Origin of the sequence: Streptomyces sp. NBC_01525 (genome assembly GCF_045040405.1) — a bacterium.
GTDB classification, from domain to species: domain Bacteria; phylum Actinomycetota; class Actinomycetes; order Streptomycetales; family Streptomycetaceae; genus Streptomyces; species Streptomyces benahoarensis.
This window is the reverse complement of the sequence record NZ_CP109397.1, coordinates 3,402,387-3,425,201: the sequence shown is the minus strand read 5'-3', so window position 1 is coordinate 3,425,201 and position 22,815 is coordinate 3,402,387. Positions and strand designations below refer to the sequence as shown.

26 protein-coding genes and 2 tRNA genes are annotated in these 22,815 nt (G+C 71.5%); 19 read left to right on the top strand and 9 right to left on the bottom strand.

The features are described from left to right. Positions 1-2: 2 nt before the first annotated feature. The 5 genes from OG422_RS15345 (at position 3) to OG422_RS15325 (ending at position 4,842) form a co-directional block, all read left to right on the top strand. On the top strand, positions 3-659 hold the full coding sequence (locus OG422_RS15345) for a DUF3566 domain-containing protein (protein WP_405743361.1): 657 nt from the start codon (positions 3-5) through the stop codon (positions 657-659). A 161-nt stretch (positions 660-820) separates the two neighbouring features. Beyond that, positions 821-894: transfer RNA gene (locus tag OG422_RS15340), tRNA-Ile, on the top strand. Positions 895-1,084: 190 nt separating this feature from the next. Next, positions 1,085-1,219, top strand: a complete 135-nt coding sequence (locus OG422_RS15335) for a DLW-39 family protein (protein WP_003958712.1) — start codon at positions 1,085-1,087, stop codon at positions 1,217-1,219. A 213-nt stretch (positions 1,220-1,432) separates the two neighbouring features. Then, positions 1,433-3,439, top strand: a complete 2,007-nt coding sequence (locus OG422_RS15330; RefSeq protein ID WP_405743360.1) for a vWA domain-containing protein — start codon at positions 1,433-1,435, stop codon at positions 3,437-3,439. Further along, a complete protein-coding gene (locus OG422_RS15325) occupies positions 3,433-4,842 on the top strand; it encodes a hypothetical protein (RefSeq protein ID WP_405743358.1) in 1,410 nt (469 codons plus the stop codon). The genes OG422_RS15330 and OG422_RS15325 overlap by 7 nt, the downstream gene beginning before the upstream one ends. Positions 4,843-4,845: 3 nt before the next feature. Here the strand turns inward: OG422_RS15325 and OG422_RS15320 are convergent, their stop codons facing one another. Together OG422_RS15320 and OG422_RS15315 are read right to left on the bottom strand one after the other, a co-directional pair. Next, on the bottom strand, positions 4,846-6,150 hold the full coding sequence (locus tag OG422_RS15320; protein WP_405743357.1) for a serine/threonine-protein kinase: 1,305 nt from the start codon (positions 6,148-6,150) through the stop codon (positions 4,846-4,848). Positions 6,151-6,207: 57 nt separating this feature from the next. Continuing rightward, on the bottom strand, positions 6,208-6,756 hold the full coding sequence (locus OG422_RS15315; RefSeq protein WP_143941787.1) for a DNA-binding protein: 549 nt from the start codon (positions 6,754-6,756) through the stop codon (positions 6,208-6,210). Between the two features lie 128 nt (positions 6,757-6,884). Here OG422_RS15315 and OG422_RS15310 point away from each other — a divergent pair. Continuing rightward, positions 6,885-6,957 (top strand) — tRNA-Ala (locus tag OG422_RS15310). 36 nt (positions 6,958-6,993) lie between these two features. Here OG422_RS15310 and OG422_RS15305 read toward each other — a convergent pair. The 4 genes from OG422_RS15305 to OG422_RS15290 are packed head-to-tail and all read right to left on the bottom strand — an operon-like array spanning position 6,994 to position 8,389. Then, positions 6,994-7,512 carry a hypothetical protein gene (locus OG422_RS15305; RefSeq protein ID WP_405747808.1) on the bottom strand — a complete coding sequence of 173 codons (519 nt, stop codon included), beginning with the start codon at positions 7,510-7,512 and terminating at the stop codon, positions 6,994-6,996. Further along, on the bottom strand, positions 7,463-7,948 hold the full coding sequence (locus tag OG422_RS15300) for a ketoacyl-synthetase C-terminal extension domain-containing protein (protein WP_405743355.1): 486 nt from the start codon (positions 7,946-7,948) through the stop codon (positions 7,463-7,465). The genes OG422_RS15305 and OG422_RS15300 overlap by 50 nt, the downstream gene beginning before the upstream one ends. Then, positions 7,945-8,274 carry a beta-ketoacyl synthase N-terminal-like domain-containing protein gene (locus OG422_RS15295; RefSeq protein ID WP_405743354.1) on the bottom strand — a complete coding sequence of 110 codons (330 nt, stop codon included), beginning with the start codon at positions 8,272-8,274 and terminating at the stop codon, positions 7,945-7,947. Before OG422_RS15295 ends, OG422_RS15300 begins: the two co-directional genes overlap by 4 nt. Next, on the bottom strand, positions 8,234-8,389 hold the full coding sequence (locus OG422_RS15290) for a beta-ketoacyl synthase N-terminal-like domain-containing protein (protein ID WP_405743352.1): 156 nt from the start codon (positions 8,387-8,389) through the stop codon (positions 8,234-8,236). Before OG422_RS15290 ends, OG422_RS15295 begins: the two co-directional genes overlap by 41 nt. Before the next feature lie 445 nt (positions 8,390-8,834). Between OG422_RS15290 and OG422_RS15285 the strand changes: the two genes are divergently transcribed. From OG422_RS15285 to OG422_RS15265, 5 genes are all read left to right on the top strand, one after another. Continuing rightward, positions 8,835-9,332 carry a sigma-70 family RNA polymerase sigma factor gene (locus tag OG422_RS15285; protein WP_251076624.1) on the top strand — a complete coding sequence of 166 codons (498 nt, stop codon included), beginning with the start codon at positions 8,835-8,837 and terminating at the stop codon, positions 9,330-9,332. Next, complete coding sequence (locus OG422_RS15280; protein WP_405743350.1) at positions 9,317-9,994, top strand: hypothetical protein; 678 nt, start codon at positions 9,317-9,319, stop codon at positions 9,992-9,994. Before OG422_RS15285 ends, OG422_RS15280 begins: the two co-directional genes overlap by 16 nt. A 491-nt stretch (positions 9,995-10,485) precedes the next feature. Next, positions 10,486-11,562 (top strand): YncE family protein, encoded by a 1,077-nt coding sequence (locus tag OG422_RS15275; RefSeq protein WP_405743349.1) that lies wholly within the window; start codon positions 10,486-10,488, stop codon positions 11,560-11,562. A gap of 135 nt (positions 11,563-11,697) precedes the next feature. Next, complete coding sequence (locus OG422_RS15270) at positions 11,698-11,850, top strand: hypothetical protein (RefSeq protein ID WP_405743348.1); 153 nt, start codon at positions 11,698-11,700, stop codon at positions 11,848-11,850. A 14-nt stretch (positions 11,851-11,864) separates the two neighbouring features. Then, positions 11,865-12,035 (top strand): DUF5701 family protein, encoded by a 171-nt coding sequence (locus OG422_RS15265; protein WP_405743346.1) that lies wholly within the window; start codon positions 11,865-11,867, stop codon positions 12,033-12,035. A gap of 461 nt (positions 12,036-12,496) precedes the next feature. Here OG422_RS15265 and OG422_RS15260 read toward each other — a convergent pair whose 3' ends face one another. Next, complete coding sequence (locus OG422_RS15260; RefSeq protein WP_405743345.1) at positions 12,497-13,252, bottom strand: DUF5324 family protein; 756 nt, start codon at positions 13,250-13,252, stop codon at positions 12,497-12,499. A 295-nt stretch (positions 13,253-13,547) separates the two neighbouring features. Between OG422_RS15260 and OG422_RS15255 the strand changes: the two genes are divergently transcribed. Then, positions 13,548-14,081: a peptidylprolyl isomerase gene (locus tag OG422_RS15255; protein ID WP_143941795.1), complete on the top strand. Its 534-nt coding sequence runs from the start codon at positions 13,548-13,550 to the stop codon at positions 14,079-14,081. 154 nt (positions 14,082-14,235) lie between these two features. Further along, complete coding sequence (locus OG422_RS15250) at positions 14,236-15,141, top strand: rhomboid family intramembrane serine protease (protein WP_405743343.1); 906 nt, start codon at positions 14,236-14,238, stop codon at positions 15,139-15,141. A gap of 270 nt (positions 15,142-15,411) precedes the next feature. On the opposite strand, the gene crgA is transcribed toward OG422_RS15250, so the two are convergent. Next, complete coding sequence (crgA, locus tag OG422_RS15245; RefSeq protein ID WP_143941797.1) at positions 15,412-15,666, bottom strand: cell division protein CrgA; 255 nt, start codon at positions 15,664-15,666, stop codon at positions 15,412-15,414. Between the two features lie 176 nt (positions 15,667-15,842). On the opposite strand from crgA, the gene OG422_RS15240 reads away from it, so the two are divergent. The 6 genes from OG422_RS15240 (at position 15,843) to OG422_RS15215 (ending at position 20,592) form a co-directional block, all read left to right on the top strand. Next, positions 15,843-16,613: a DUF881 domain-containing protein gene (locus OG422_RS15240; protein WP_405743342.1), complete on the top strand. Its 771-nt coding sequence runs from the start codon at positions 15,843-15,845 to the stop codon at positions 16,611-16,613. A 42-nt stretch (positions 16,614-16,655) separates the two neighbouring features. After that, positions 16,656-17,360: a class E sortase gene (locus tag OG422_RS15235; protein ID WP_143941799.1), complete on the top strand. Its 705-nt coding sequence runs from the start codon at positions 16,656-16,658 to the stop codon at positions 17,358-17,360. A 71-nt stretch (positions 17,361-17,431) separates the two neighbouring features. Beyond that, complete coding sequence (locus tag OG422_RS15230; protein ID WP_405743341.1) at positions 17,432-17,608, top strand: hypothetical protein; 177 nt, start codon at positions 17,432-17,434, stop codon at positions 17,606-17,608. Beyond that, complete coding sequence (locus OG422_RS15225; RefSeq protein WP_143941800.1) at positions 17,605-18,243, top strand: aminodeoxychorismate/anthranilate synthase component II; 639 nt, start codon at positions 17,605-17,607, stop codon at positions 18,241-18,243. The genes OG422_RS15230 and OG422_RS15225 overlap by 4 nt, the downstream gene beginning before the upstream one ends. Beyond that, on the top strand, positions 18,240-19,826 hold the full coding sequence (locus OG422_RS15220; protein WP_405743339.1) for a class E sortase: 1,587 nt from the start codon (positions 18,240-18,242) through the stop codon (positions 19,824-19,826). The genes OG422_RS15225 and OG422_RS15220 overlap by 4 nt, the downstream gene beginning before the upstream one ends. Before the next feature lie 25 nt (positions 19,827-19,851). Then, on the top strand, positions 19,852-20,592 hold the full coding sequence (locus OG422_RS15215) for a class E sortase (RefSeq protein WP_405743338.1): 741 nt from the start codon (positions 19,852-19,854) through the stop codon (positions 20,590-20,592). A 183-nt stretch (positions 20,593-20,775) separates the two neighbouring features. Here OG422_RS15215 and pknB read toward each other — a convergent pair whose 3' ends face one another. Further along, a complete protein-coding gene (gene pknB, locus OG422_RS15210) occupies positions 20,776-22,761 on the bottom strand; it encodes a Stk1 family PASTA domain-containing Ser/Thr kinase (RefSeq protein WP_405743337.1) in 1,986 nt (661 codons plus the stop codon). Positions 22,762-22,815 lie beyond the last annotated feature (54 nt).

The window sequence follows — 22,815 nt, the reverse complement described above, 5'->3', positions numbered from 1 at the left end:
TCGTGAGTGGAGCCACGGGCGCTGCGGCGGGTGGAGAGGGAGCCGGGAAGGGCGCCTCGTCCGGACCCGCGACCGTGACGGAGGACAGCGCCCGTGGCTCCGGCATGTCCGGCAGCCCGCATCAGGGGGGAAGCGTGACCGACACACGTCAGCCGTATCCGCAGCAGTCACAGCCGCAGCCCGAGGCACAGCCGCCGCACAAGCCGTACGAGCCGCCGCGGGCCTACCCGGCGGACGGCGGCACCGGTTCGGTGCGGCTGCCGCGCACCGACGCCCGTACGGCGCCGCGGACCCGTAAGGCGCGGCTGCGGGTGGCGCGCACCGACCCGTGGTCGGTGATGAAGGTGAGCTTCCTGCTCTCGCTGGCGCTGGGCGTCTGCACGATCGTGGCGGTCGCCGTGCTGTGGATGGTGATGGACGCGATGGGCGTCTTCTCCACCGTCGGCTCGGCGATCAGCGAGGCGAGCGGCTCCACCGACGGCAAGGGCTTCGATCTGCAGGCGTTTCTTTCGCTGCCGCGGGTGCTGCTGTTCACCACCGTCATCGCGGTGATCGACGTGGTGCTGGCGACGGCGCTGGCGACCCTCGGTTCGTTCATCTACAACCTGTCGGCGGGCTTCGTCGGCGGGGTGGAGCTGACGCTCGCCGAGGACGAATGACCCGTGGGGCCTGTCGTCCCACTCCCGTCGTCGCCCGGAGGGCGTCGCAAGGCAGGCGGGAGTTGGACCACAGGTCCCAGGGGAGCGGGCCGTGAAAGTGGCCCGTTCCCCGATTTTGGGAACGCCTCTGAAGTGCGCTAATCTTCTGGTGCAGCGAACGAGCGGCTATAGCTCAGACGGTTAGAGCGCTTCCCTGATAAGGAAGAGGTCCCAGGTTCAAGTCCTGGTAGCCGCACCGCCCATCGGCCCGGCCGGAGATTTCTCCGGCCGGGCCGATGTTGTTGTACGGGCGCGGCAGTTGGACCGCCGGTGGTGGCCGTGGGCCGGTCGTCGCCGGGCGCGGAGGAGATAACCGATCGGTATCGGCCGGTGTGTATCATCGGCCCACATAGGTCCCCTACGTCAACGAAAGACGAGGTCGCGCGGTGAAGAAGCTTCTCCTGGTCGCACTGGCCGCCATCGGCGGGCTCCTCGTGTACCGCCAGATCCAGGCGGATCGCGCCGAGCAGGATCTGTGGACGGAGGCGACCGACTCCGTGCCCGCAGGTTCGGGTGTGTGAGACCAGACGCCCAGCACAGTTTGTACGGACCCCGGTTGCCGCTGGCTTCCGGGGTTTCGTGCGTCGGGGGGCGGGCGTTCCCGGCCCGCGGGGTGCGGATGCCGCGGTGTGCGGCCGGTGCCCCCTCCCCTTGTATTTGCCATAGCACATGATTAAGTTGCACTAGCAAAGTTACGTGGTGGGGCACCCGTACGGCGCGAGGGGGACGAGGGCATGGCACGACGGCATCGACGGTGGCGGGCGGCGCTGACCTGTGGGCTGCTGCTGGCATCGGCCGCGGCACCGGCGCACGCCGCCCGGACCGCTCCGGCCACCCGGGCCGCCGACGGCGGTGGCATGGTGATGGTCCTCGACTCCTCCGGTTCGATGGCGAAGGACGACGGCTCCGGCACCACCCGGATCGCCGCCGCCCGCAAGGCCGTCGGTACCGTCGCCGACGCCCTGCCGGACGGCTACCCCACCGGGCTGCGGGTCTACGGCGCCGACAAGACGCAGGGGTGCGACGACACCCGGCTCGTGCGGCCCGTCGCCCCGCTGGACCGCGACGGACTCAAGAAGGCGGTCGCCGCCGTCGAGCCCAAGGGGGACACCCCCATCGGACTGTCGTTGCAGGCCGCCGCGGACGACCTGCGGGCGCACGGCGGGAGTTCCGGCGGCGGCCGGACGATCCTGCTGGTCTCGGACGGCGAGGACAGCTGCCGTACGCCGTCGCCGTGCGAGGTCGCCGCCCAGCTCGGGCGGTCCGCCGGGGACCTGCGGATCGACACCGTCGGCTTCCAGGTCTCCGGACGGGCCCGGCAGCAGCTGGAGTGCGTCGCCAAAGCCGGGAACGGGCGGTACTACGACGCCCCGGACGCCGGCGCCCTCGCCCGGCAGCTCCAGCGGGCCGGGCAACTCTCCGCCGACGGCTACCGCTTGAAGGGCGAGCGGGTGCGCGGGGAGCCCGCCCGCGAGACCGCGCCGCGCCTCACGCCCGGTCAGTACACCGACACCATCGGCCCGAACGAGAAGCGGTATTACGCCGTCGATCTGGACGCCGCCTCCACCGCCGACTTCTCGGCGACCGTGGCCCCGCAGCCCGGCGCCGCCGTCGACTCCCTCGACGCGCTGCACACCGAGATCGCATACGGCACGGACAGCGTCTGCGAATCCGCCACGGAGCTGTTCGGCCAGCGCGAGGGCGCCGCCCCGCTCGCCTCCGGGCTCAGCCGGGTGCCGTCGGAGAGCGGCTACCGCGGCTGCGACAAGGCCGGGCGGTACTGGTTCGTGGTCGAACGCAAGGCGGCGCAGGGTTCGGACGGCGCGCGGTGGCCGCTGGAGCTGACGTTTCACGTGGAACATCCGCTGAAGAAGGGCGTCACGCCCGCGCAGTCGGCGCCGGAGTACGGCATGGGCGGCAAGGACGCGACGCTGCCCGCGGGCGCCCCGCAGGACGTCCGGGGCGGCACCGGCTTCAACGACGCCCGGACGCTCCGTCAGGGCGTCTGGCGCGACCGGCTGCTGCCCGCGCAGACCGTCTGGTACAAGGTGCCGGTCGGCTGGGGGCAGCAGCTCCGCTACGACGTGCAGTTCGCCAACGAGCCGACGGTGAACGACCGCGGCGCGCACTACTCCTACGCCGCCACCCAGGTCTACACCCCGGACCGGGTGCCGGTGGGTGGCGGCACCGGCGAATTCACCCCGCGCAAGCTGTACGCCGGGAAGCCGACGTCGTTGCAGATGGGGACGGTGCCGGTGGCCTGGAGCAACCGCTACGAGTCCGGCACCCATGTCGTACCGGTGCACCGCGCGGGCGGCTTCTACCTCGCGGTGACGCTGGGCGCGAAGGCGGCCGAGATCGCCCGGAATCCGCAGATCGGGGTGGTGCTGCGGGTCGCCGTACTGGGCACCGCCAAGTCCGGCCCGGGGGCGAACGCGGGCCGGGCCGCGCACACCGCGTCCGGTGACGCCGCGCCGACGCCGGACAACGCCCCGGAATCCGGGGGCGGCTGGAAGCCGGGGCCGATGGTGGCCGGAGGGTCCCTCGGGGTGGGCGTCCTGCTGCTGGCCGGGCTCGCGGCGGCCTACCTCCGCGCGCGCCGGGGCCCCGTACCGGACGGCGCCGGGGCCGGGCCGGTGGACCCGCGGACGGCCGGGGAGCCGTTGCGGCCGGGCATTCCGGGGCAGGAGCGGCGGGCGCAGGACCATCAGGGGAACGCGGCGAAGGGGGAGACATGGTGACGGGGTGTGCGGTACGGAGGGGCGTCGCCGTGCTGGCGGCGCTCTCGGCGGTGGCGTGGGCGCCGGGGGCGGTGGGCACGGCGTCCGCCGCCGACGGCGCCGCGGACCTCAAGGAGGTCCCCCGCTACACCACGGCGCCGGACGCCACCCCGGTCAACGGCCGGGCCAGCGCGGCCGATGCGCCGGAGATCGGCAAGGGGACGTACACCGACTCCATCGAGCGCGGTGAGCAGAAGTACTACACCGTCCCCCTCGACGCCCGTTCCACCGCGTACTTCTCCGTGGTCGCCGCCCCGCCGCCGGGCACCAAGGTCGAGGACCACACCGACCGGCTCAAGATCAGCGTCCAAAACGTCGACGGCACCCTCTGCGACCGCGAGGCCGATCCGGCGTTCCGCGGGGGCGGCACGGCCTATCCCATCGCGGACTACGCGACCCGCGGCGTCGACGGCGACAGCGCACAGTGCCGGAACGCCGGGGCGTACTACCTCGTCGTCACCCGCGAGGGCTCGGCGACCTCCGGGCCGCAGGCGTGGCCGATCGAGATCACCCATCTCTCCGAACCGGGCCTGAAGGGCGCCGCCCCCACCACGCCCGCCGAGAGCAGCCAGCCGTCCGCCACGCCCGCGCCGCCCGCCTCCGGCACCAAGCGGAAGGCCCGCGGCGGCTCCGGTTTCCACACCGCCGGTGCCGTGGGCACGGGCCTGTGGAAGGACCGCATCCGGCCCGGCGAGTCCCGCTTCTACCGGGTGCCGGTCGACTGGGGCCAGCGCCTCAACCTCAGCGCGGAGCTGCCCAACGCGGCCACCGGCACCGCCGAGGGCGTCTTCAAGGCGCTCGGGGTGACCGCGTACAACCCGGCGCGCGGCGTGATCGACGAGGACACGTTCGTGCGCTACGACGGGCGGCCCGCCGCCTCCAAGCTGTTCACCGCGCCCGTGTCGTACGGCAACCGCTTCGCCGTCACCGACGACGTCCGGGCCATGCGGGTCGCCGGGTGGTACTACCTGGAGGTCACGCTCCACCCGGACGCCGCGCGGTTCTTCCCGGACGGCGCGGACGTCACACTGCGGGTGGACGTCCGTGGCGCGGCGCGGTCCGGGCCGGGGTACGCCGGGCCCGCCGGGGACTTCTCGGTGACGCCCGGGGACCGCGAGACGGCGGAGAAGGGGCTGGCCGGGGAGCAGGCGGGCGGCGGCAACCTGCGGACGCTGGGCTACGCGGGGATCGCCACGGGCGCGGTGCTGCTGGCCGTCCTCGCGGCCTGGACACTGCTGGCCCGCCGGACGGCCGTCGCCGCGGTCACCGCCCCCGCCCTGTCGCCGCAGGCGCACGCCGCGGAGCCCACCCGGTCCGGGCCGCGGGCCCCGGGCACGCCGCCCGGGTGGCCGGACCGCCGGTAGCGGTCAGGAGACGGTGAGCGCCCAGATGCCGAAGGCGATGCAGAGCAGCGCGACGACGAGGACGGGGACCGCCACCTTGGCCGGTGGCCCGGGCCGCCGCACCGCCACGGGCGCGGCCGGTTCCGGGACGCCGGGAGGTACCGGCGGCGCGGCGGCGGGCGGCTGCGGCGACGTGTAGGGCCGGGTCGCCGGCGGCTGCTGCCAGGAGCCCGAGGTCGGCCGGTACGTCCCCGAGGGCGGCGTACCCGGCGGCGTCGCGGGGGCCGGGATGTGCGGGGCGGCCACCGGGACCGGCGGGGTGGCGGGCGGCTGCGGGAGCGACTGCCCGGGAGGAGCGAGGACGAAGCTTCCGGTGTCGGACGGGGAGAGCGGCGCGCCGGTGGCGCCCGGCGCCCCAGAACCGGCCGTGCCGCCGTCGCGCGGCGCGGCGAGCGGACCGTCCGGCCCGAACCCCTCGGGCAGGGGGCCTATGTGGTCGAAGACCTCGACGGCCTCGTCGTCGAGCCCCGCCTCGGGCAGCAGCTCGACGGCGGCCAGCACCGCCTTCCGCGCCCCGGTGGCCGTACGGAACCGGGACTCCGGATCGGGGTGGAGCAGCGTCGCCAGCACCTGCCACAGCGGCTCAGGGACACCCTCGGGCGCGTGCGGTACGCCGTGCTCGGTGAAGTGCCGCACCAGGGCGTCGGCGTCCGGTTTGGTGCCGGTGATCAGATACAGCGCGACCAGGCCGACCGCGAACAGGTCGGCGGGGAAGTCCGGTTCCGCGCCCAGCATCTGCTCGGGCGCGAAGTAACCGGGTGTGCCCACCACGTAGTTGGTCTCGGTGAGCCGCGGCTCGCCCTTGCGCATCGCGATGCCGAAGTCGGAGAGGCGCAGATGGGGCCGGCCGGTGCCGGTCGCCTCCAGCAGGATGTTCGCCGGTTTGATGTCGCGGTGCACGACACCCTCGTCGTGCACCGCGGTCAGCCCGGCCAGCAGCTGGTCCAGCAGGGTGCAGACGTACCGCGGGGGCAGCGGGCCGTAGTCGCCGATGAGGTGGGCGAGCGAGCCGCCGTGCACCAGATCCATGGTGAACAGGACCTTGGCGTCGTCGGCGGCCCAGCTCGCCGGGGCGAGCACATGCGGATGGTCGATCCGCAGCGCCTGCTCCCGGACGAACCGCAGCAGGGTGTGCGCATCGCTCTGCTGAAGCACCTTGGCGGCGACATAGCGGCGTCGCCGGTGGTCCCAGGCGCGCCAGACGGCGCCCACGCCTCCGCGCCCGACCGGGTCGACCAACTCGTACCGCCCGGCGAAGATCTCACCCATGGTGCCCCGTCGCTTTCTGACCTGTGCGTACCCCGCGGTGACCGGCCCGCTGTACGGCTAGCTCTGGTGCGCCTCGTAGTGCGCGACCGCGTCCCCGGTGCGGCCGGCACCGTAGACCCGGAGGAACTCTGCCAGCTCCGGGTGGGTGGGGGCGAGGGCGTTCGCCGCCTCGATGATCTCTCCCGCGTCCGAAACCGAGCGCAGCAGCGACTGGATCTCGCGCACCACGCGCCGCACGGTGGTCGAGCCGGTCGACGAGACGGTCTGCGCGGTGTTGCTCAGCACCGAACCCCCCGCGGTCTTCTTGATCTCGTCCATCCGATCGGTGGCCTCGGCGGCGCTGACGCTGCCGTCGGCGACCTGACCTGCCAACTCCTGGAGCGCCTGGACCCGTTGGACCACGGCGGGGTTGCCTATCTTCGCCCGCTGACCGCTCATCAGCTGCGACAGCATCGGCGCGGAGAGACCGAGCACACCCGCGAGCCGGGCCTGATTGAGCCCGAGATCGTCGATGAGGCGGCGGAAGAGAGCGCCGAGTGGTTCCCCGTACCAATTGCGCTGCAGCTCCCGGGCCCGCGCGGTGGCTTCCTGCTGTGCTGCGTCCATGCCGTCTCCCCATCTCCCCGGTCACGCTTCGCTGCCGCGAATCTCGCGAAGCATCCTACGGAGAGCGACGGTGCCGGGCGATACCCGGTCGGGAATGCACCCCCGCACCAGGTACTCTGGTCGGCGACGGGGCCTTAGCTCAGTTGGTAGAGCGCTGTCTTTGCATGGCAGATGTCAGGGGTTCGACTCCCCTAGGCTCCACCCTTCAAATGCCCTCTGACCTGCGGAAACGCGGGTTCAGGGGGCATTTTTGGTGCGCATACGGTGCGCACATGTGCGCACGTCGGGGCGGGGGATGGGGCGTGCAGCCCTTGTTTCCCAAGGGGTGTGCGCACTCGCCTGTCTCCTGTTGCTCCCCTGGTGATCCCCCAGGTGTGGTGCCTCAGGGCAGAACTCGCGCCACGGATTGATTCCTCGCCGCTGTTGGCATGCATAAGTTCTTTTGGTGAGCCGGGTCGGACAGGGGCTCCACTGCCCGGCCGGCCAGGCACCCAGCCCTGGCGAGTCAAGTGGGACAGATGGAGGGCGGACTCGTCCTTGTCCGCCGCGTCGAAGAAGGCGATCGCCTTCACATCGTCTTCCGGGATCGCAGTGCGGGAGTTCGGCCCGGCTCGACGCCATCACCGCCCCGCGGTGCGGCTGGTGAGAGCGCCGCACGGCCAGCGTGTACGCGACATCGCCGAGTCCGGCCCCCTTGCCCTGCCCCTCAAGCCAGTCGCCAGCCGTCCTGCCGACGTCCGTACCGCTCCCGAGGATGCGGCGCTGAGCAGGAACGTGTGGTGCCGCGCGTCCGGCTGGTCCGTGACAGCCTGCGGGGACGGGACGGGCCTGGGGCTTCTTCGACGATGACGTGGGCGTTCGTTCCTCCCACCCCGTAGGAGGAGACCGCCGCGATGCGGGGACCGTCCACCGGCCAGGGCTGGAGCTCCGTGGGCACGAAAAGCCGGCACGCACGCGCGTCGATCTGCGGGTTCCACTCGGAGAAGTGCAGCGTGGCCGGTACTTTCCCGTGCCGTACGCTCGTGATTGTCTTCAGCAGGCCCACCACGCCCGAAGCCGACTCGGTGTGACCGATGTTGGTCTTGACCGAGCCGACCGCACAAGGCTGGTCACCCGCGCCGTACACCTGCTTCATCGCCGTGAGCTCCAGCGGATCGCCCACCGCCGTGCCCGTGCCGTGTGCCTCGATCATCCCCACCTGTTCACCGCGCCCCCTGACCGTTCCAGGGCCTGGGCGAACACCGCGGCCTGTGCCTGCGAGGACGGCGCCATGGGCATCCCGGCGTTCTCGCACGCCTCCCAGGCGACCATCAGCAGCAGCCGGTGCTGTGGATCAAGCCAGTTGGCCTCCGTCCCGGAGAGCCCGAAAGCCTGCGCGTCGAAGGCACCCAGGTCGCCTTCGAGGAAGCCCCCCAGGCGCATCCGGCGCGCCATGCGGTCAGGCAGTCCCGCAGCGATCGCCTCCGCATCCCAGCGGTCAGTTGGCACAGGCTTGGCGGTCTCCTGCTCCTCGACCAAGCAGGTCCCACAGCGAGTCCAGGGAGTCCACCCCGCCCGGAAGCCGGCAGCTCCCCCCGATCACCGCGACCGGTTCGGCCGCCGAACTCCCCGCAGAGCCTGTCTTCGCGCTCATGGACAAACACTTCTTCGTACTCCGCACTGATGTTCAGCTCCGGTCAGTCAAGCCGGGTGGGCACGAGGCGAGAAGCGGCTGGAGGCGGGCAAGGTGTTGAACGTGTTGAAAGCGCGCCGTGAGCCGGCCGTGTAGGGCGCGGGACGGCGAGCCGGGGGTGCCCCCGGTGCCGCGGCGATCGCCCTACGATCGTGGCCGGTACGGCAGGAGCGGGCGCGGAGTTCCCGGGCGGGTCGCGATTTTTCTTCCCGTCGTTTCAACACACGCGGTGGGGCACGCGTATCCCGTAGCGAACGTCGTCTCGGGAGATGGGGAAGCACCATGAACGCCTGGCGCCGAACGGATGCGAGCAGCCGTGGCTGTAAGCGGTAACCCGCTGCGGTGGCTTCGCGGACGGGCGGCGACGACCGCTCCGGAGCCCGTCAGATTCCGGACGGAGCGAGAGGTGGGGGCCGCCTACGATCTCTACGGCGGCGAACTCTTCGGGTTCGCCTTCAAGGCGCTGGACGACCGGCAACTCGCCGAGGACGTGGTGCAGGAGACCTTCCTCCGCGCCTGGAGGTCGCCACGCGGCTTTGACCCGGGGCAGGGCAGCTTGCGGACCTGGTTGTTCGCCATCGCCCGGAACGTCGTGGTGGACGCCATGCGGCGGCGCAAGGTCTGTGAGGGCCCCGGCCTTGCGCCGTGGGACGTGGCGCCCGAACCGTCGCCGGCGTTCAACGACATCGATCAGCTTCTTGACCGGATACAGCTCGGGGAGGCCCTGGAACGGTTGAGTCCGCAGCACAGAGAGGCGGTGGTGGGGGTGTACCTCGGCGGCCGTACCTGCGCCGAACTGGGGGAGGAGCTGGGAATTCCGGCTTCCACCATGCGCAGCCGCCTGTACTACGGAGTGCGGTCTCTGCGGCTCGTCCTGGAGGAGAACGGGTGGCTGGCACCATGAACAAGGAATGTCTTCCCCACCGCGCGCTCCTCACCGAGCTTCTGCTGCTCGGGAGGCCGCTGCCGAAGGAGCTCTCCCGGCATCTGGTCCAGTGCCCGGACTGCACACGTGAGGCATCCGAGACCCAGGACGTGGTCCGCACACTGCGGCGGGCGAACCCGCGCGAGGGCTGGGAGCCCGCACCGGGCTCCGGACCGCAGGCGCGCCCTTCGTGGGGGCTCGGGCACCGCATCCGCCGGGAGGCGGCCGGCGCCAGGACCGCCCGGTTCCGTCCCGGGCGGGTGACCGCGATGAGCGTCATCGTCGCCTTCGCCCTGGCCGTCGCGGTGATCATCCCGCTCGGCGCGGCGGACCAGGCGGGCCGCACGGCCGACGCGGCACCAGTGGTGATGGTGCGTCAGGGAAAGATGGTGGACCGCCCGTGGGGCACCGAGGTCCCGGTGGCCCTGTCGGGCCTGGAGGCGGGAGAGACCTACCGGGTGATGACCGTCAACGCCCGCGGTGTGCGCATCCCCGGCGGCACGGTACGGGCCGAGAGCGGCGGGCGGGTGTCCTTCCGCATGGTGACCGCCATGCGGAAGGACACCATCACCGAACTGCTCGCAGAGGATGAGGACGGGCACGTAGTGAGCCGCCTGCCCGTGGGCTCCTCCCCGGCCTGACAACCGCAGGGGCAACGGCCGACGGGGCGACGCCCCCGCCGGCCGTCGCCCGCGCCTCCCGCATGGCGGGTCGGCGAAGCCCCGTGAACGCGCGCTGTTCTCCGGTCCGTTCCCTCAATGTGCGGACGGAGGGACCTTCCGGGAGCGGACAGGTTCCGTGGGTCCGGCGCCGCATCTCCTGATGATCGGGCGACCTTTCGTTCAACGCGATGCGGTGCCGGTGCGTATCCCTCATGAAAGCAGTCGCCGGGCCATCAGAGAGCGCGAGCGGCACGCAGCAGAGCCGCTCCCTGGATGTGGCTGCGGTCATGTCCCGCTCACACGGGCGCGGACCAGAAAAGGGTTCACGCACCTCGGCGAACCCCCCGGTGGGAACCAATACGGCGAAGGCCGCCGGTGACCATGTCCGTACAGGTTCGGGGACTCGCGTCGTGCAGGGCCGTACGGGCATCCACAGCGGGTGGGTGCCCTGAAGCAAGGAGACATTCCAGGTGAAACACGCCAAAATTACTCGCCGGATGCTTACCGGCGCCACCGCCGCTGCCGTCCTGACCATCCCGGCCGCGATGGCTTCGGCGGACGAGAGCCCGGCCGCGGCCCCCGCGCGGCACGCCGCGGTACCGGCGTTCGGCGCCTACAGCGGAACCCTCGACGGAGCCCCCAAGCCGTTCGACCCTCACATCAGCAACAACACCATGGCGGTCAGCCCCGACGAGCGCGTCGCGGTGGTCACGAACTCCAAATCGGACCACCTCGTCGTCATCGATGTGCGCCGGGGCCGGAAGATCACGGAGATCAACGGATACGTCAGCCCGCGCAACATCCTCTTCGCCCCGGACGGCAAGACCTTCACCGTGTCCGACAGCACCCTCGGCGTCGTGGACCGGATCTCCCTGAGCAGCTTCCAGGTGGTGAACCGCCTCCCGCTCGGCGCCGGAGTGTTCGGCACCGCACAGTCCACGGACGGCAGGTGGCTGTACGCCAACAACGAAGCGGCGGGCACGGTCACGGTGGTCGACCAGGCCGACAGCAGGGCGGATGCCGTCCTCACCGGCTTCGCCGAACCGCGTCAAGGGGTCAAGCTCGCCCCCGCGGGGGACAAGCTGTACGTCACCAACTACAAGGGCGACCGGATCACGGTCGTCGACGTCAAGACCAAGAAGACCCTGCAGCAGATAGAGGGGTTCAAGGCAGTCCGGGGACTGTCCATCAGCCGCGACGGAACCCGGCTCTACGCGGCCAACAGCGAGACCGACACGGTGTCCATCGTCGACACCGCGTCCGGCGCGACCCTGAAGCGGGTCGCGGTGGGGCAGAAGCCCTACGGTGCCGCGCTCTCTCCCGACGGGAAGGTCCTCTTCTCCGGGAATCTGGAGGGTAATTCGCTGACCGCCGTCAACCCGGCCGACGGCGAGGTGCGCGGCACGGTGAAGGGCCTGAAGGAACCCCGTCAGGCCATCAGCTTCAGCGCCGACTCGAAGACCGCGTGGGTCCTCAACGAGGACCTGACCGTCGCCGAAGTCGACGTGGCCGCCCTCAAGGTGACCCGGACGCTCGGAACGGGCTGAGCCTCAGTGGCAGGTGGCTGTGAGGCTGCCTGCCACGGGGCGACAGTCAGGGCGGTCCTCTGCGGTCCGGGGCAGGATCTGGGCCGGCCGCGGAGGCCGCGTGCACGCTTACGGCCGGGTCTGTCCGGGCTTGACGTGGACGGGCTCCGGGCGCTGGTGGAGCGGCTGCGGGCGCTGGTGGAGCGGCTGCGGGAGAGCGCCGGGGCCGTGGCGGCCGAGCGGTGGGAGCCGGAGAGCGGGCGGGTGCCGTTCGTGCTGGTCGTGCCGCGTGCGCTGGTGGGCTCCTGACCCGGCACCCGCGGGTGCTGGTCAAGAACAAGTGCTTCTCCGTCGGCGGCTCGCGCTCCGGTGACCGCCGGGTGCCGGTGCTCTGGATCAGTCAGCGGGCGCCGAAGCTCGGCTGGTGCTGGGAGGGCAACCCGCACACCTGGCTCGGCATGGCCTTCGCGGGCGCCCTCCGCACGGCCGGGTAGCCGCGGCGGCGGGCCGGTGGGCGCGCCCGGTCCGGGGCCCATCGGCCGCCGCTCAGCCCTTCTGCTCCTCCGGCCTGCTCAGCGCCCGTACGAGGTGGGGCAGGGCGCGGTGGACGAGCGCCGGGGTGTCGCGGTCGCCGGTGTGGGTGACCTCCATGGCGGTTAGGCCCTCGAAGAAGGCGACGAGTGAAACCGGCGGTCGCCCCGAGGCGGCACGGCGGCCGTTTCACGTGAAACCGGCGATCGTCCCGGGGCGTGAACGCGCGATGTTTCCCGTGAAACCACGGTGGTGCCCCGGCCGCGTGCGTGCCGCCTACCGCCTGTCTGTACGCGACGGTGCCCGCCACCCACCAGGGGCGACGGGCACCGTTCGGCGTCCGGAGGGTGCGTGGCGGCCGTTCCGAGGCGTCGGGTCGGGCACGGGCGCCGCGTCGGGCGGCGGGGCCTCGGGAGGCTCCGTGTCAGGCGGAGGCCCCGCCCGGCCCGTCGCCGCGCTCCTTGTCCTCGTCCGGGCGGTCGGTCCGGGCCGTGGACCCACTGCCGTCGACGGCGCTCAGCCGACCGCGTTCGTTCACCTCGGTCGGCGCGGGCGGCTCCACCAACCAGTCCGGGTTGGCCTGCTTGTCCCACCACTTCCAGGCGGCAACGGCGCCCCCGGCCAGCAGGCCCACCACCAACAGCCGCTTGGCGGCCTTCCCGGCACGGGCCCGGCAGCGGTTCTTCCGCGCCAGCTTCTCGATCTCGGCGGCCGTCACCTGGCCGCGCAGCGCCGCGAGGGCCGCGGTGCCACGGGCGAACGCCTCCTCGCGGACCGGCTCGGCGGCCGCGCGGGCCTGGTGCACGGCGCTCTCGACCCGGGGCGCGGCGTAGTCGGCGGCCTGGCGTGCCGCACAGCGGGTGCGGTGGGCGGCGCGGCACGCCGCCGCGTCCATCTTCGGCGGCAGGGCGCCACGGGCGTGCTCGATACGCGGCACCAGATGGGTGTCGTAGTGGGCGCGCGCCTGCTGAGCGGCCTCCGACACCATGGGGGCCACCCGGGTGCGGGCCTGCTGCGCGGCCTCCGTCACCATCGGCGCCACGCGCGTCCTCGCCTCCTGGGCGAACTGCACCGCGGTGTCCCTGGCCGTACCGGCGTACGGAGCCACCACCTCAGCGGCGTGCCGCACGCTGTCCCTGGCCGAACCGGTCGCGGCGCGCACGCTGTCCTTGCGGGTCACTGGATCCTCCTCCTCGGTGGCGTGTCCGGGTCCATGGGGGCTGGTCCCCCAGGTCTGCTGTCTCGCCTGTCCACCCGATTGACGATCATGCCTGCTCGTCCGCCGTACGGCATGTACGCGCGGGCATCCGGGTCACGGCGGGGCCCCCGGCGGCGACGGGGTACGGGGTGCCCGCCGTCGGCGCCGGACGCGCCGGGGCCGGACGCGCCGGGGCGGGGCGCGGCATGGGCCGCGTGCCCGGTCGGTCCGTGCGAGGATCGGAACCCGTCAGCGAAGACTCATGGAAGGCAGATCCGTGGCTGAGCAGCTCTACGCCACCCTGAAGACCAACCAGGGCGACATCACCCTTCGGCTGCTGCCGAACCATGCCCCCAAGACGGTGAAGAACTTCGTCGAACTCGCCAAGGGCGAGCGGGAGTGGACCGACCCGGCGACCGGCCGCAGGTCCGCGGACAAGCTCTACGACGGCACCGTCTTCCACCGCGTGATCAGCGGCTTCATGATCCAGGGCGGCGACCCGCTCGGCAACGGCACCGGCGGCCCGGGGTACGAGTTCGCCGACGAGTTCCACCCCGAGCTGGCCTTCACCAAGCCGTACCTGCTCGCCATGGCCAACGCCGGTCCGGGCACCAACGGCTCGCAGTTCTTCATCACCGTCGCGCCGACCGCGTGGCTGACCGGCAAGCACACCATCTTCGGTGAGGTCGCCGACGAGGCCGGCAAGAAGGTCGTGGACGCCATCGCCGCCGCCCAGACCAACCCGCGCACCGACCGCCCGGTGCAGGACGTCGTCATCGAGTCGGTCGTCGTCGAGAACCGCGAGAGCTGACCCGAGAGCCGACCGGCGGGCCGCCGCGCCCGCCGTCTCCGGGAACCTTGCGCCCCGTCCGGTCGTAGACCAGGCGGGGCGCCCCGCGTGCTGGCCCGGCGGTGGGCGGGTGTGTTGTGATGACGCGTCCAGCCGCAGAGAGGACGACCGAGCGATGGACCAGGTGCCAGGCACCCCGCAGGAGCCGCAGGGCGCGGACGGCGCGAGTGGCCTGCCGGGCTGCTACGGCCATCCCGACCGCCCGACGGGCGTCACCTGCACCCGCTGCGAGCGGCCGATCTGCCCCGAGTGCATGGTCAGCGCCTCGGTCGGCTTCCAGTGCCCGGAGTGCGTACGCACCGGCAGCGGTACGGGCCACTCGGCGCACGCCACCACCCCGCGCACCCTCGCGGGCGGCTCCATCGCCGCCGACCCCAAGCTGATCACCAAGATCCTGCTGGGCCTCAACGTCGCCGTCTTCATCGCCGTCTACGCCTCCAGCGGCCTCATCGGACGCCTCGACATGATCGGCCTGGCCTTCGATCCGCAGCACTACCAGCTCGTCGGGGTCGCCGAGGGCCAGTGGTACCGCCTGTTCACCGCGGTCTTCCTGCACCAGGAGATCCCGCACATCGCGTTCAACATGCTGTCGCTGTGGTGGCTGGGGCCGCCTCTGGAAGCCGCGCTCGGCCGGCTGCGCTACACCGTGCTCTACCTGCTCGCCGGGCTGGGCGGCAGCGCCCTGTCGTATCTGCTGGCCGCGCAGAACCAACCGTCGCTCGGCGCCTCCGGCGCGATCTTCGGCCTGCTGGGCGCCACCGCGGTCCTGCTGCGGCGGCTGAACCACGACATGAAGCCCGTCCTGATCCTGCTGGGCCTCAACCTCGTCTTCACCTTCCTGTGGCCGAATATCGCCTGGCAGGCGCATGTCGGCGGCCTGGTGATCGGCGCGGCCGTGGCGTACGGCATGGTGCACGCGCCGCGCGAGCGCCGCACGCTGGTGCACACCCTGACGTGCGTCGCCGCGCTGTTGATGATCGTCGGCGTGGTGTGGGTGCGGACCCTCCAGCTGACCGGCTGAGGCGCCGCGCGAGCCTGGGGGTAACGGCTGCGCCCGGGCCCGTTCCGCGATGTTGTCCACAGTGCGTGGCGGATCTTGTGCACGCTGTGGGGAACACCCTTCCCGGATCGCACGAAACCGCGTTTCCCCAGTATGCAAGGGGGAGGCGGGCCGCCTGGAGGGGCGTGACCGGTCACACCGGCGTCAACATCCCGAGAGGTTATCCACAGATCTTCTGAAGTTTTCCCCGACTGTGGATAACTGTGTGGATGGCCTTGGGCAGGGCTTGCGTCACTTCCACTGCGTGGAGACGCCGAAGCCCACCGCGATGAAGCCGAATCCGCACACGATGTTCCAGTCACCCATCGCCTTGATCGGCAGATCCGCCTCGGACACGTAGTACAGCACGATCCAGGCGAGCCCGATCACGAACATCGCCAGCATCACCGGGGCGACCCAACCACGGCCGGAATTCATCTTCAGGCTGGTGGTCTTCGCCGGCGGCGGCGTGAAGTCGTCCTTCTTGCGGATCCGTGACTTCGGCACGAGGAACTCTCCTGTCGATGCGCTGCTCTCCCGCTCGCGACCCCTCTTGAGCGGGAGGTGCCCCCGTCCGCGCGGTGTACGGGCGGGAGCCGGACGGATGCGCCGGGGAGCGGTCAGGCGCCCCGGGGCGTCCGTTAGCGTAGTGCTTCCGCGGCGTCGTAAGGAGCAAGGGTACGTTGAGCGCTTCAGCTGACTCCTCCGGCCGCCCGGCCCGCCCGCGGCTGCGGCCCGTGCGCCTGCTCACTCTCGCCGTCTTCGCGCTCGCGGGCCTGATGTTCTGGCTCAGCTTCGACACCGCACGCGGCACCGATCTGCGCTCCGACGACTCCATGCTCCGCCTCTCCGACCTCATTCAGCAACGGAGCCAGAAGAACGGTGCCCACGACGAACGCAACGCGGCGCTCCGCGGGGACGTCGAGGCCCTGGCCCGGCGAGACAACGGCACTTCCCACGCCGAGGAGGCGAAGCTCAGGGCGCTGGAGGAGCAGGCGGGCACGGAGAAGCTGAAGGGCGAGGGCCTGTCCGTCACCCTCACCGACGCCCCGCCGAACGCCACCGCCAAGATCCCCGGCGTCCCGGAACCGCAGCCCAACGACCTCGTCATCCACCAGCAGGACCTGCAAGCCGTGGTGAACGCGCTGTGGCAGGGCGGCGCCACAGGCATCGAGGTCATGGACCAGCGACTGATCTCCACCAGCGCGGTGCGCTGCGTCGGCAACACCCTGATCCTCCAGGGCCGCGTCTACTCCCCGCCCTACAAGATCACCGCTGTCGGTGACCGGGACGCCCTCAACCGCGCGCTGACCGCGGCACCCGCGATCCAGAACTACCTCCAGTACGTCAACGCCTACGGGCTCGGCTGGAAAGTCGACCAGCGCGAGGCGGTGACTCTGCCCGGCTACTCCGGCACAGTGGAGCTCCACTACGCACAGCCGGTGCAGCCGTAGCCCGCGCGCCGGTGACGGCGACGGGAAGGGGCGGGGCCGGCGATGACGGTGCGGTGGATCGTCCGGACACTCAGCGAGCTCTGTGTCACGACCGGCACGCTCATCGTGCTGTTCGTCTGCTACCTCCTCTTCTGGACCGGCGTACGTGCCGACAGCGCCATGGACCAGGAGATCGGCCGTCTCCAGGAGCGCTGGTCGGCCGGAGCGCCCGCGACCGGTGCGGCGCGGCCCGGCCCGGCCACCGCACCCGCGCCGCCCGGCCGCCCCCGCCCGTACGGGAACGGCGCGGCGTTCGCCGTCATGTACCTCCCCCGCTTCGGTGCGGAGTGGTCCAAGCCCGTCCTCGAAGGCACCGGCACCGGCGTGCTGCGGCGCGGTCTCGGGCACTACGCGGTCACCGCGCGCCTCGGCGAGGTCGGCAACTTCTCCGTCGCGGGACACCGGCGCACGTACGGCGATCCGTTCAAGGACTTCCCGCGGCTGCGGCCCGGCGATGCGGTGGTGGTCTCCGACGGCACCACGTGGTTCACCTACCGCATCGACCGGCGGCCCTACCGGACGCTGCCCGACGACATCGGCGTGATCGACCCCGTACCCCGCGCCTCCGGCTACCGCGGACCCGGCCGCTATCTGACCCTGACCACCTGCGACCCGGAGTGGGGACACAGTCACCGGCTCATCACCTGGGCGCATCTCGACGCGACGCGGCCGGTGGCGGAGGGAAGGCCCCCGGCTTTGTCCGGCTGACCCACCCGGGCCCCTCCCCGCCCCGTACTCTGGTGGGGCAATCGACACCGTCATCGGCGAGTAGGGACAGCATGTACGGCTGGATCTGGCGGAATTTGCCGGGCAATACATGGGTGAAGGCGCTGATTTCACTGGTGCTGGTGCTGGCGGTTGTCTTCGTGCTTTTCCAGTACGTCTTTCCGTGGGCGGAGCCGCTGCTCCCCTTCAATGACGTCACGGTCGATCAAGGGATGGCAGCCGTCCGATGAGTGCACGCATTCTCGTCGTCGACAACTACGACAGCTTCGTCTTCAACCTCGTGCAGTACCTCTACCAACTCGGCGCCGAATGCGAGGTGCTGCGCAACGACGAGGTCACTCCCGGCCATGCGCAGGACGGCTTCGACGGAGTGCTGCTGTCGCCCGGCCCGGGTGCACCGGAAGAGGCCGGGGTCTGCATCGACATGGTCCGGCACTGCGCGGACACCGGCGTCCCGGTCTTCGGCGTCTGCCTGGGCATGCAGTCCATGGCGGTCGCCTACGGCGGGGTGGTCGGCCGGGCCCCCGAGCTGCTGCACGGCAAGACCTCGCTGGTCTCACACGCGGGCGAGGGCGTCTTCAGCGGCCTGCCGTCGCCGTTCACGGCCACCCGCTACCACTCGCTCGCGGTCCAGGAGGGCACGGTGCCGGACGAGTTGACCGTCACCGCCTGGACCGACAACGGCATCGCGATGGGGCTGCGTCACCGTGAACTGCCCGTCGAGGGCGTCCAGTTCCACCCCGAGTCGGTGCTCACCGAGTGGGGCCACCGGATGCTTGCCAACTGGCTCGTCGCCTGCGGTGACGCGGGAGCGGTGGAGCGCTCGACGGGGCTCGCCCCGGTGGTCGGCAAGGCCGGCGCGTGACCGACACACGCCCCGAGCGTGACGGCACCCCCCAGGATCCGTACGGCTCACGGGGCGTGGACGGTGATCCGTACGGCGGGGACGCGGCCTTCGAGGCGGCGGTGGGACGGCTCAACGACCCGCTGACGGACCCGCTGCCGAGCCCGGGCGGCCCGCCCGGCGGGACGGATGCCCTGGCCGGCGACGGCTCGGGGACCACGGGCCCGGCGGGCACGGCGAACCCGGCGGCTGGGCACGCGGCGGCCCCGGGCCGGACGGCCTCGCATCCCTCGCCCGGGGCCACACCGTCCGCCACCGGCACCCCCGTGCCCGACCGCCCCGGTGCCCGCGCCCGGATCGCCGGGACGCCGGCGCCCGGCAACGGCTCGCCGTGGTTCCGCCCGCGCCCGGCGGCGGAGGAGACACCGGCGGACGGCACGCCACCGGGCTCCGCCACCGGCTTCGGGCCCGAGGCGGCCGCGGGCCGTGGCCCGGACGGTGCCGCGGGCGCGGCCCAGGTCCCGGCGTTCGGCCCCGCGGGCGCCCGCCCGGAGGCCCCGGGCCCGTCCGCTCCCCCCGTACCGCAGCCCACCACCGGTCCGGTGGCCGACGACGAGACCATGGCGCTACGCCAGGCGGAGCGGACGGGGAGTCCGGACGGCGGCGACCCCTCCGACGACGCCGTTTCACGTGAAACAGCGTCGGGCGTGGCCCCGGTTTCCCGTGAAACCGAGGGCGTTTCACGTGAAACGGCGGGCGCCCCGGGCCCCGGCGGACGCGCCGCACGCCGTAAGGCGGCCCAGCAGGCGGCGAAGCGCGGCGGGCGTCGCGGCAAGCACGGCGGCACCGCGGTCGCGAGCGCCCCGCCGTCACCGCCGCCCGCGCCCACCTCGCGCCTGGAGGCCCGCCGCGCCGCCCGCGCCGCGAAGGAGAGCCTGAGCCTCATCGCCAGCCGCGCCATCGGCGAGGTGTTCATCACGCTCGGCGTGGTGATGCTGCTGTTCGTCACCTACCAGATGTGGTGGACCAACGTCCTGGCCCAGCAGGAGGCGGGCGGCGCCGCCAACACGCTCCAGCACCAGTGGGAGGAGGGCGGCGGGGAGAAGAAGTCGCCGGCTTCGGGCGAGCGCTTCGCCATCATGTACATCCCGAAGCTGGACGTGAAGGCGCCGATCGCCGAGGGCATCGACAAGCACTCCGTGCTGGACCGGGGCATGGTCGGGCACTACGGCAAGGCCAGCGGGATCAAGACGGCGATGCCCTGGGACAAGAAGGGCAACTTCGCGGTGGCTGCCCACCGCAACACCCACGGCGAGCCGTTCCGCTACATCAACAAGCTCAGCCCGGGCGACAAGATCGTCGTGGAGACGCAGAGTACGTACTACACGTACCAAATGGAGAGCATCCTCCCGCAGACCAGCCCGCAGAACGTCAGCGTCATCCAGCCGGTGCCGCAGGGGTCCGGTTTCAAGGCGCCGGGCCGCTACCTCACGCTGACGACCTGCACCCCGGAATTCACCAGTACCTACCGGATGATCGTCTGGGGCAAGATGGTCGCGGCGCAGCCGCGGAGCAAGGGCGAACCGGATGCGCTCACCGGCTGACCGAAGGTAAGAGGGGTACTACGCGGTGACTGCCACGGGCCATGACGAGGACATCGAACGGTCCGCGCCGCCGAACCGACCGCGCCGGATGCGTCGCTCCGTCGCCGCCGTGTTCAGCGTGCTCGGCGAGCTGCTGATCACCGCCGGGCTGATCCTCGGCCTGTTCGTCGCGTACTCGCTGTGGTGGACGAACGTCCTCGCCGACCGCGCCGCCGACAAGCAGGGCGACGAGGTGCGCCGTCACTGGTCCGCCCCGAGTCCCAAGGGGCCGGGGAAGCTGGACACCAAGGACGGCATCGGCTTTCTGCACGTCCCGGCGATGAAGAACGGCGAGGTGCTGGTCAAGAAGGGCACCGGCTCCGAGATCCTCAACGAAGGTGTGGCGGGCTACTACACCAAGCCCCTCGCGTCCGCGCTGCCGCAGGACAAGAAGGGCAACTTCACGCTCGCCGCCCACCGCGACGGTCACGGCGCGAAGTTCCACAACATCGACAAGCTCCGCGAGGGCGACCCGATCGTCTTCGAGACCAAGGACACCTGGTACGTCTACAAGGTCTACGCGGTGCTCGACCAGACCTCGAAGTACAACGTGGACGTCCTCGACCGTGTCCCCAAGGAGTCCGGGAAGCACCAGGCGGGCCGCTACATCACGCTGACGACCTGCACCCCGGTCTACACCTCGAACTTCCGCTACATCGTCTGGGGCGAATTGGACCGCACCGAGAAGGTCGACGCGGACCGCACCCCGCCGAAGGAACTGCGCTGACCGAACGGGAACCGCGCGCCGGCCGAAGGACCGCACCGGGCGTCCGCCCGAGCCCCGACCGGCCCGCGAGCCGCGACCGACCTGCGCCGCCACCCGCCGCATACGACATGAGCCCCGGCCCCCCATTTCAGGGGTCGGGGCTCATGTGCGGAGCGGGGTTGGTTAAGTAAATTCAGTTGATGGTCAGTGCCAGCCGGGCCAACCGCCGTCGTTGCCGTTGTCACCGCCGCCGCCGGCGGTGGTCAGCGTCACGGTCGTGGAGGCGGGGTCGGACGGGGTATCGCCCGCGGGGTCCTGCGACATGACCCGGGCGTTGTCGTCCTGGTTGCTGCCGTCCGCGAACTGGATGTTGGTGAACCCGGCGTCCTGGAGCGCCTTCTTCGCGTCCTTCACCTTCTGGCCGACGACATTGGGCACCGGCTTCTGCGCCGCCGCCTTGCCGACGGTCAGCGTGATCGTGGTGTTGACGTCGACCTCCGTCTGGCCCGCCGGATTCATGGCGGTGACCTTGCCGACCTGCGCCGGGTCGGTCACCTCCTGCTCCTGCTTGGTGACCTGGAGCTGGAGGTCCTTCAGCTGCTTCTCCGCCGCGGCGAAGTCGTTACCGACGACGTCGGGGACCTTCACCTTCGGGTTGGCCTTGGCGATCGTCAGCGTGATCGTGGTGTTCTTCGGCTTGCTGGCGCCCGGCTTCGGGTCCTGGTCGAGGACGGTGCCCGGGGACTGTTCGGATACCTTCTGCGCGACCTCGATGTTCTCGAAGCCCTTGGCCTTCAGCTCGGACCGCGCCTCGTTCTCGTTGAAGCCGCGGACGTTGGGGACCTGCACCTGCTTGGGGCCGGTGCACATCGTGACGGTGATCGTGCCGCCCTCGTCGGTGGTGCCGCGGTACGCCGGGTCCTGCTTGGTGATCTGGCCCTTGTCGACGTTCTCGCACGCCTCGCTGCCGCCCTTGACGATCTTCAGATCGCCGTTGTTCCGGGCGGAATCCTTCGCCTGAGCCAGGGTGCTGCCGACGACATTGGGCACCGACACCCCGCCCCCGGCCTTGTTGCCGCTGAACATCGCCTTGCCGATGAAGATCGCCCCGACCAGGACGAGGACACCGGCGACGGCCAGCAGGACCGTCGAGGTGTGGTTCTTCTTCGGGGGACCGGAGGCACCGGCGCGGCGCCCCGCGGGCCGTTCGTCGTAGCCGTAGCCGCCGTCGTCGGGGTTCATCGGCGGCAGCATCGCGGTCTGCGCGCCCGGGTCCTGCGGCCGCAGCATCGTCGTGGGCTGGTCCTGGTCGAAACCGCCCGCACCCATCGCGGAGGTGGCCGCGACCGGCTGGCCGTCCAGCGCCGCCTCGATGTCGGCCCGCATCTCATCGGCCGACTGGTAGCGGTAGTCCGGGTCCTTGGTCAGCGCCTTGAGGACGATGGCGTCCATCTCCGGCGTGATCTCGGGATCGAAGTTGCTGGGCTTCTGCGGCTCCTCCCGCACATGCTGGTACGCCACGGCGACCGGCGAGTCACCGATGAACGGCGGCCGGACGGTGAGGAGTTCGTAGAGCAGACAGCCGGTGGAGTAGAGGTCGGAGCGGGCGTCGACCTGCTCGCCCTTGGCCTGCTCCGGGGAGAGGTACTGCGCCGTGCCGATGACCGCGGCGGTCTGCGTCATGGTCATCCCGGCGTCGCCCATCGCCCGGGCGATACCGAAGTCCATGACCTTGACCTGGCCGGCGCGGTTCAGCATGACGTTGGCAGGCTTGATGTCGCGGTGCACGATGCCGGCCCGGTGCGAGTACTCCAGCGCCTGGAGCACCCCGGTGGTCATCTCCAGGGACCGCTCGGGCAGCAGCTTCCGACCGGAGTGCAGCAGCTCCCGCAGCGTGGAACCGTCGACGTACTCCATGACGATGTACGGGATCGAGACGCCGTCGACGTAGTCCTCGCCGGTGTCGTAGACCGCGACGATGGACGGATGGTTCAGGGAGGCGGCCGACTGGGCCTCACGGCGGAACCGGGCTTGGAAGGACGGGTCGCGGGCGAGGTCCACCCGCAGCGTCTTCACCGCTACGGTGCGGCCCAGGCGGCTGTCGTGGGCGAGGTACACCTCGGCCATGCCACCGCGGCCGAGCACCGAGCCCAGCTCGTACCGGCCGCCGAGGCGACGCGGCTCATCCATAAGCTTCTCCAGCCCTCTCCGTCAGTCCCGACCGCACCCGTGTGTGGTCCGGCG